7 protein-coding genes are annotated in these 8,821 nt (G+C 64.3%); 4 read left to right on the top strand and 3 right to left on the bottom strand.

Going from position 1 to position 8,821, the window contains the following annotated elements:
* Positions 1-16 precede the first annotated feature (16 nt).
* Positions 17-439: a hypothetical protein gene (locus ACGFIZ_RS27540; RefSeq protein WP_393423943.1), complete on the top strand. Its 423-nt coding sequence runs from the start codon at positions 17-19 to the stop codon at positions 437-439.
* 69 nt (positions 440-508) lie between these two features.
* Here the strand turns inward: ACGFIZ_RS27540 and ACGFIZ_RS27545 are convergent, their stop codons facing one another.
* Positions 509-790 (bottom strand): hypothetical protein, encoded by a 282-nt coding sequence (locus ACGFIZ_RS27545; RefSeq protein WP_393423946.1) that lies wholly within the window; start codon positions 788-790, stop codon positions 509-511.
* 479 nt (positions 791-1,269) lie between these two features.
* Here ACGFIZ_RS27545 and ACGFIZ_RS27550 point away from each other — a divergent pair, with 479 nt between their 5' ends.
* Positions 1,270-1,863 (top strand): hypothetical protein, encoded by a 594-nt coding sequence (locus ACGFIZ_RS27550; protein ID WP_393423949.1) that lies wholly within the window; start codon positions 1,270-1,272, stop codon positions 1,861-1,863.
* 880 nt (positions 1,864-2,743) lie between these two features.
* On the opposite strand, the gene ACGFIZ_RS27555 is transcribed toward ACGFIZ_RS27550, so the two are convergent.
* Positions 2,744-2,869 (bottom strand): Imm1 family immunity protein, encoded by a 126-nt coding sequence (locus ACGFIZ_RS27555; RefSeq protein ID WP_393423952.1) that lies wholly within the window; start codon positions 2,867-2,869, stop codon positions 2,744-2,746.
* Between ACGFIZ_RS27555 and ACGFIZ_RS27560 the strand changes: the two genes are divergently transcribed.
* Together ACGFIZ_RS27560 and ACGFIZ_RS27565 are read left to right on the top strand one after the other, a co-directional pair.
* Positions 2,862-8,096 (top strand): LamG-like jellyroll fold domain-containing protein, encoded by a 5,235-nt coding sequence (locus ACGFIZ_RS27560; protein WP_393423955.1) that lies wholly within the window; start codon positions 2,862-2,864, stop codon positions 8,094-8,096. The genes ACGFIZ_RS27555 and ACGFIZ_RS27560 overlap by 8 nt on opposite strands.
* Before the next feature lie 87 nt (positions 8,097-8,183).
* The gene (locus ACGFIZ_RS27565; protein WP_393423958.1) at positions 8,184-8,552 is read left to right on the top strand and encodes a hypothetical protein; all 369 of its coding nucleotides are present in this window, start codon (positions 8,184-8,186) and stop codon (positions 8,550-8,552) included.
* Between the two features lie 30 nt (positions 8,553-8,582).
* On the opposite strand, the gene ACGFIZ_RS27570 is transcribed toward ACGFIZ_RS27565, so the two are convergent.
* A partial coding sequence (locus tag ACGFIZ_RS27570; RefSeq protein ID WP_393423961.1) for a hypothetical protein occupies positions 8,583-8,821 on the bottom strand: 239 nt, incomplete at its 5' end.

The following is an 8,821-nucleotide window of genomic DNA, read 5'->3' on the forward strand; positions in this document are numbered from 1 at the left end:
AAGGCAGGTGGGCTAGGTGGTGAGCTTGTACAAGGCGCCTTCCTACATGGTTACTGACCGGCAGTTCAAGGTAGTGGACTTTATGCAAACTCACTGCCAGTTGCTCCTGCAAAGCCCTCCTCCTTCAAATGGCAGTAGTCCTCTCCGGATAGAGGTTCTTTTTGCGGGTGTGACATTTATGTTCCTTCCGCCTGTCTTCCGTGGGTTGTACCTGCGCAAGGCGGAGTACGCCGAGGCTCAACGGATCCTGGCAGGTTTGAACTTTGGTGCTGACCGCAGAGGTGATGTGTATTTGTTGAGCAGTGACCATGACTGGTTCGTTGTTTCCGTTAGTTCGCCACAGTGGGTTGAGGCGGTAAGGGCGTACTCTGATCCGTCAATATTTTTTCCGGAGACGTGGGAGGTTGACTCAACTCTTTCGATTGGTTCGCTCGATTGAAAGCATGGAGGATATCTCAAGATGAGCATTGATAACCGCGAGCGGGACGTGGCGGCTGGCGGGCGACGATTATAGTCGGGTGAAATTGCTGCGTGGCGGGGCGGACTGGAACGCGGCGATTGACGTGTTGTCTCCGGGTGGCTTCTCTGGTGACGGCAAGCCGGACATGCTGTGGCGCAAGGCTTCCGATGGCACGTTGTGGATGATCTGCGGCAACGGCACGGACGGGTTCGCCACGGGGGCCAGTGAGCAGATCGGTATCGCCTTCGGCGCTGCCAACGTGATCTTCGGCCGTGAGACTTTAGCGGTGACGGCAACGTCGACGATCTCCCGTAACAGCTCCAACAACATGATCCTGCACACTGGAAACGGGGCCGGCGGCTGGATCGGCGGCGGCAGAGCTGGTCTGGGATGTGCATCACGTGAATCCCGCCCAGCTTTGCGCTCTTCAGGAGGAGTTTGGGGCGGCCGCTGGCCCGTCAGGCGTGCAGGACCGACTGGGGCATGTCGAAGATCCGGTCGGGGTCGTATTCCTGATGACGGTGCGGAGGCGGGGGAGGTTGACGCCGTAGTAGGCGCTTGCCCCAGTCGTGCTGGCCCGGGTTCAGGTAGTTGATGTAGACGCCGGTGCCAACCAAGGCGGGCCAGCACCTGCTCCTCATTCAGGGACGTGATGGTTCAGTCATGCAGTCTGTGTTCAAGCGAACAACGCAACAAGGTAGTCCGATAATTGGGCGCCCGACCTAGCTGTGCGTTGAGTTGCGTGGTCTTGTGCCACGCTTGCTGTCACAGCTGATGTCAGATGCCTAATCTGGCTGGAATGTTCGGCGTTGGTGACGAAGATTTTAGGACATGTGACGGATGCCTTCGATGATCTTGTCAGTGCTGTTTCCCCGCCGTCTAATCCCCTGACCTTCGGCGACTGGAGTGAACTCGAGCGACGCCTCGGCTCAGCCGTTCCTGCCGATTATGTCTGGCTCGTGCGGACCTATGGTGCTGGTACCTTTGACGACTACCTGCATGTGCTGCAGCCGAAGTCTCGGTTCGAGGCGTTACGTCTGCTTTCGAGAGCGTCGGGGATGCGTGAGTTGTTAGAGCGGCGCAGTCGCTCAGAGGGTGGGAACTTTCCTTATTCGCCTGAAGCGCTGCTTCCGGTGGCGGTTACAGAAGACGCCGACATGGTCTTCTGGGTGAAGAGACTCCCGGAGGATCCGGCCACCTGGACAATCACGGTCAACCGAGCTCGGAGCGCGGCTTGGTATCCATTCGACGGAGGTCTTGTCGAGTTCCTGGCCTCGGTCTACACGGGTCGGCTCCGGTTACCCTTATTCCCGGACTACTTTCCTGCCGAGTCCTCTGAATTTCGAAAGCCGCCAAGTGTTGAGGAGTTGCGAGCTGTCGCGCGGGACATCGGTCTCGCCTGACGGTTATTGCCAATCATGCGATGGCTGGTCCGCTCCTATGTGGCTGTACAGATAACGGCCCTGTCTGGTACTCGTTGGTGGCGAGGAGAATTGTGGTAACGAGGCCAGGCGTCGGTGGTCGACGCATTACGTCGCGCCGACACTCGGGCCATGGCCGATAAATTCCCCTTGGGTGGTCGATAAGGGAAGACGGGAGATGCGTCATCGTGATCTGCGGCTATTAATTATCGCGCTGCTGTGGTTCTCCAGTTCGTTGGAGGTGGTCGAAATGTCAGAAGGTCAGATGTTTGGGTGGCACCAAGCGGCAGCCTGTGCACTTGACTGGTTGTGGTCACGGCCCTGGTCACAGGCTTGACGTCCCGGGAGGAAAGGGTCCGGCATAGGTCGGTATCGCGATGCCGGCCACTGTCGAGCTGTCCTAAATTGCGCACTTATCGGCATGGCCCAGCATGGCGTGACACAACTGTATTGTAACTGGGGGTCAAGGGGTCGTCGGTTCGAATCCGGCCGTCCCGACGGTGTTAGCTGGTAAAATAGATGCTCGCAACGAGTACATTGGACGATCGTCGTGACCAGATGGCCGCGGCGATCGTCTTTTTGTGACTCTGGGTAACGTGGCAAAGCCGGCATTTGGCGCTACGGGCGTGCCCGGATAGTCGCATTTGAGTTGACTCGACGTGTGCCGGACAAGACGCGGAATCAAGGGACCGCCGTGTCGGTCAGTGCCGGACGGCGCTGATGAGGGGCGTCGGGGCGCGACGCTCGCAGGCGGTGCAGCCGCCTGCGAGTGCGCGATCGGGCGGCTGATCCATCAACTCCAAGATTCGTCACCCTGGATTGCCCGTTCATGGCTGCATGACGAGGCAGTAGACCACGAGCTCTACGGTTTGACGACCCACTGGACGTTGGTGCGGCGTCCACCGGTGCGCAGGAATTCGTGGGCTGCTTGGCGGGCTTGGGCGGCTGTGATCTCGAAGGGCTCGGCGTCGTCGGGAAGGGTGACCACCTACGACGCCGCCGGCAACGAACTGACCGAGAAAACCAACAACGGCCGCACCACCACCGCGACCACCTACGACGCGGCCGGGCGGACGATCTCCACCACCGTCGACCCGAACGGGCTCAAGCGCACCACCACGCTGACGTACGACGCCGACGACAACGTCGTCTCCAGCGTCTCCACCGACGGCGCGAACGGCAACACGGTCACCGGCACTTCCGAGGCCATGTACGACAACGCCGGCCGCGCGGTCGCCGAAACGACGTACCCGTCGACGGACCTGACCCCGATCGCCCGGTGGAAGCTGGCCGAGACCAGCGGAACGAAGGCCGCCGACTCGGCCGGCAACAACCCGATGACGGGCACGAGTGGGATCACCTGGTCCACCGAGCGGGGCGGCTCGGCCGTGTTCAACGGCACCAACACCCGCCTGACCAGCACCGGCCCGGGCGTGGACACCAACCGCAGCTTCACGGTGGCGGCCTGGCTGAACCTGGCCGACACCACCAGGACCTACAAGGCCGTCGGGGCCGCCGGCGCCCAGCAGAGCCCGTTCGACCTGCGTTACGACGACACGGGCAAATGGAAGTTCGTCATGCGTACCGCCGACGTCGCGGACGCCTCGTCGCCCGGCGCGACGTCGACGAGCACCCCGGCGGTGAACACCTGGACCCACCTGGTCGGTGTCTACGACGCCCCGACCAAGACGATGCGCCTGTACGTCAACGGCGTGCAGGAGGGCAGCAACACTGTCAGCGGCACGTTCTCCACCGCCGGGCCGGTCGAGATCGGCGTCGGCAGGTGGAACGGCAGCCGGGGCAACTACTTCAACGGCAAGATCAGCGACGTCCAGCTCTACCAGAAGGCGCTCTCGGCCACCGAGATCGGTCAGCTCAGGGCCGGTACGGCGCCGGCGGCCGACGCCCAGGTCATCCGCACCTCCCAGGTTGTCGACCAGGACGGCCTGCCGACCTCGATCACGGACGAGAACGGCAACACGACCTACCAGGGCTACGACGAGGAAGGGCGCCTGGTCAAGACCACCGCTCCGGCGGCGATGGTCGAGCAGGCCGGGCAGCTTCCGGCGCTGACCAGCGCGGTCAGCTGGGTCGGCTACAACACGTTCGACGAGCCGACCGACACCCGCGACGCCAACGGCAACTGGTCGGTCACCCGCTACGACGCCGCCGGCCGGGTCGTGTCCCAGACAGATCCGAGCTACACCCCGCCTGGGTCGAGCACCCCGATCGTTGCGGAGACGACCCAGACGTACGACGACGCCGGTCAGGTCACGTCGGTGACCGACCCGCTCGGCAAGATCACCCGTTACGAGTACGACCAGTTCGGCCGGGTGTCGAAGCAGATCGCGCCGAACGACGGGGTCACCACCTACCGGTACGACGACGTGGGCAACGTCCTGTCGACGACGGACCCGACGGGCGCGGTGACGGAGGCGACCTACGACTACCTGGGCCGCACCCTGACGTCGACCGAGGTGGTCCGGCAGGCGAGCGCCAACTACACCACCACCTACACCTACGACGACGTCTCTGCGCAGCAGACGAGCCAGGTCACGTCGGCTGCGGGGGTGAACAGCACCACCACCTTCAACGCGGCCGGTGAGCCGTTGACCGTCAAGGACGGCGCGAACAACGTCACCAGCTACACCTACGACAGTGAGGGGCGGACCACCCGTACCACCCGTCCGGATGGCTCGTACGCCACGGTCACCTATGACATGGCGGACCGGGCCACCGACACCGCCGAGTACAGCCCGGCCGGTGTCAAGCTGTCGTCGCAGTCGGCCCGCTACGACCGGGCCGGCAACATGGTCGCCACCACGGACGCCCGCGGCACGACCACCACGTTCGAGTTCGACGCGACCGGCGCGCTGACCAAGGAGATCCAGCCGATCTCCGCCTCCGATGCGATCGAGACGACGTTCGGCTACGACCTCGAGGGCAACCGCACCCGGTTCACCGACGGTCGGGGTAACGCCTTCTACACCACGTACAACTCGTGGGGCCTGCCGGAGTCGCAGATCGAGCCGGCGACGGCGGCCCACCCGGACGCGGCGGACCGGACCTTCACCATCGCGTACGACAAGGCCGGCCGGCCGGTCACGCAGACGCTGCCCGGCGGTGTGACGGTCACCAGGACCTACGACGACATGGGCCAGTTGGTCCGGCAGTCCGGTGCGGGTGCCGAGGCGGCCACCGTGGACCGCGTCTTCGACTACGACGGGGCGGGCCGGATGACCGAGTTCTCCGGCTCCGGCGGCACGAACACGATCACCTACGAGGATCGCGGCCTGCCGCTGTCGGTGACCGGGCCGTCCGGGAACTCGTCGTTCGGCTACAACGCCGACGGCCGGTTGGCCTCCCGCACGGACGCCGCCGGCACCACCTCCTACGGGTACGACGGCGCGGGCCGGCTCGCCACCTTGAGTAACCCGACGGCCGGCGTGCAGATGGCGTACACGTACAACACGTTGTCCCAGCTCACCAAGATCACGTACGGGAACAATGGCAACAGCCGCAACTTCACGTACGACCCGCTGCGGCGGCTCAGCGACGACGAGTTGAAGTCGTCGACGGGCACCTCGCTGGCGAAGATCCACTACGGGTGGGACGCGAACAGCAACATCACGGAGAAGACCACCACCGGGTTCGCTGGTGCAGTGGCGAACACGTACACCTATGACCTGGCTGACCGGTTGACGTCGTGGAACAACGGCACCGCCACGACGGTGTATGCGTATGACAAATCCGGTAACCGGGTGCAGAACGGTCCGAAGCTGTTCACGTACGACCAGCGCAACCGGCTGTTGACCGCCGATGGTGCGAGCTACACGTACACCGCGCGGGGGACGCTCGCCTCGGCCGGCGGCATCGCGACCAGCACGGACGCGTTCGGGCAGGTGGTGTCGCAGCAGTCCGCGGGCGGTGGCGGTTCGCAGACGTATACGTACGACGGGTTGGGTCGGGCGATTCGGCCGGGGTTTGCGTATGGGGGGTTGGCGAACGACCTGGCTGGTGATGCTTCGGCGAGTTACGTGCGGGGTCCGTCGGGTGAGGTGGTCGGCACCACGTCGGGTGGTAGTCAGCGGCTGGTGTGGACGGACCTGCACACCGACGTGGTGGGGCAGTTCACCGCGACCGGGGCGAGCCTGTCCGGGTCGGTGAGCTACGACCCGCTGGGCAAGGTCGTCGGCACGGCCGGCCTGCTGGGGCAGTTGGGTTACCAGTCGGAGTGGACCGATGCGGTGACCTCGCGGGTGAACATGCACGCGCGGTGGTACAACACCGAGACCGGTCAGTTCGACACGCGGGACACGGCGGACAACAGTCCGGTTCCGGATTCGATCAACGCGAACCGTTACCAGTACGGTGACGCGAACCCACTGACCGTCACCGACCCGACGGGGCACTGGGGTTGGGGCGGCCTGAAGAAGGCGTTCTCCTCGGCGGTGAGCGCGGTCCGCTCGACGGTGTCGTACGCGTCGTCGTACGCGTACAGCGCCTATTCGTACACGTCGTCGTACGCGTATTCGGCGTACAACTCGGCCAAGAGCACCGTCAAGAAGGTGGCCCACAAGGCCAAGGCGGTGGTGAAGAAGAAGGTCCAGCAGGTCAAACGGAAGTACCACCAGGTCAAAAAGGCGGTCAAGAAGAAGTACCACCAGGCCAAGAAGGCGATCAAGAAGAAGATCGACGCGGGCCGCAAGTACGTGTCGAAGAAGATCGCCGCGGCGAAGAAACGCGCGAAACAGCTTGCCGCGAAGGCGAAACAGGCGGCCAAGAAGGTCGCGGCGAAGACGGTACGAGCGGTCAAGAAGGCTGCCAGTCAGGTCAAGGACGCGGCAGCGGCGACGAAGAAATGGGTGAAGGAACACAAGGACACCCTGATCGAGGTCGCCGCGATCGGTGGGGCGATCCTGGCGGGTCTGGCCTGTACGGCGGTCACCGCCGGGGCGGGTGCGATCGCCTGCATGGTGGGTGCGGGCGCGTTGATCAACCTGGCGAAGGACGCCGCGCAGGGCGACATCCACAGCGTCGGCGACGCCCTCGGCTCCATGGGCACGGGCGCGCTGTCGGGTCTCGTCGGAGGCGCCGGTGGCGCGATCGCCGGCCGGGTCGGTGCGCTCGTGGCCAACAAGGTCGGCACCGGCCTCGCGGGCCGGCTGGCCACCGAGGCGGCGGAGAACACCGTCGAGGACGCCATCGGCCAGGTCGCGACCACGGGCCGCTACAACCCGCGAGCCGCTGCGGAGAACATGATCCCGGGCCTGAGCCTGCTCAACCGCCGGGGCGGAGGGGCGTCCAGCGGCGGTGGTGCTGGTGGTGGCAATGCCTTCGGTATCTCGGTCGGTGGTGGCGGTGCTGCGTGTGGGGCTGCGGGCCGTCGGCACAGCTTCGATCCGAAGACCAGGGTGCTCATGGCCGATGGCAGTAGCCGGCCGATTGAGGACGTCAACGTCGGTGACAAGGTCATGGCGACCGAGCCGACCACGGGGAAGTCGGAGCCGAAGCAGGTCACGCAGCTGCACCGCAACGACGACAAGGACCTGACCGACCTGACCGTCCGCGACCAGGACGGGAAGGTCACGAAGGTCGAGACGACGTGGCACCACCCGTTCTGGAACGCCACCAAGCGCAAGTGGGACGACGCCAAGGACCTCAAGCCCGGCACGAAGCTGCTTGTCCGCGGCAAGGGCGCCGTCACCGTCGTCGCCGTGCTGAACAAGCTCGGCGCCAAGGAGATGCGCGACCTCACCATCGCCGACATCCACACGTACTATGTGATCGCCGGCGGCACCCCAGTCCTCGTACACAACAACAACAAGAAGTGCGGACCGGATAATCAGACCTTCGACACGCAATCCGAGGCTCGCGCGGCTGCCCACGCCAGGGCTGGCGTGCCTCTAGGCAGGGAGCCTGATCTCCGTTGGGAGGTTGGCGGTGACCGGACCCGCCGAGGACAGGAGGGGTACCGGTTCGAGGACAACCCGGGCACGCATGGCAATTACGAGCAGCATGAAATGGACGGGGTAGGATCACGCTTGATTGTGGAGCACACCAATGATCCGAATGCTCCTTATCCCCACTTCCATGCTGGGCAGCCCAAGGGTAATCCGAGCGAGTTGGGAGTCGACTTCGGCTGGGGCGGTGGCAAAGAGTATGAGCGTTACGGCGCAATCGGTGGGTCACACCACATGTACTATCGGGAGTAAGGGCTGTTCGAATCGAGAATGAATGGCGAGTGAGTGACTAGAAGTCGTTTGAGAGCGGCTGGTTTCCAGGTGCTCGAAGCATTTGACATGGCGGAAGGGCTGCCATCCGAGCAGGCGGCCTGGAAGCCGGTCATCAGTTCGCTAGCCCGCCCCGAATGGTCGGTCGCGCTTACCGCGAACGATGCAGTGGAACAGGTGGAGCGACAGTGGCGCCGATTGGTGTACGAGCGTGGCTTGGCGGGTGGCGATGGCACTCTGCTGATCAGCCTGACGAGGCAGGACGACGACCGGGGTTGGGTGGCGGTGCGGTTGCCAGATGGGCCGCTGGCGCTCGACGCCCTCGGTCCGAATCCGAGCGAGCCGGAGTTTGTCGCAATGTCGATGGCCGGGGATGTCGTATGCGGGGTAACGGCAGAGGAGTATGAGTTGTGGGTGGTCTGCGCACGCCTTGACTAAGCCTTGATCCACCAACGTGGTTGGCGGCGATCACCGGTTGATCACTTCGATATAGGGGTGAGTCGGCGGGTGTGCGGGAGCCTGTACGGTGCCAAAACTAGATTCCGGCTGCTGACCAGCGGGTTCAAGGATTCGTTCAGGCGGCTCGATGGTGCTCGTTGATGGTTCCTCCCGGCCGCCGTCGGCGTCGAACGACGCCGTCGATCGGCACGGCGACGCCCGGGTCATGGTTGGGTGGCACCTGTCCGTGGCCTTGGTGCGGCCGGTGA

Source organism: Micromonospora sp. NPDC048830 (assembly GCF_043198215.1).
In the GTDB taxonomy this organism is placed as follows: Bacteria; Actinomycetota; Actinomycetes; order Mycobacteriales; family Micromonosporaceae; genus Micromonospora.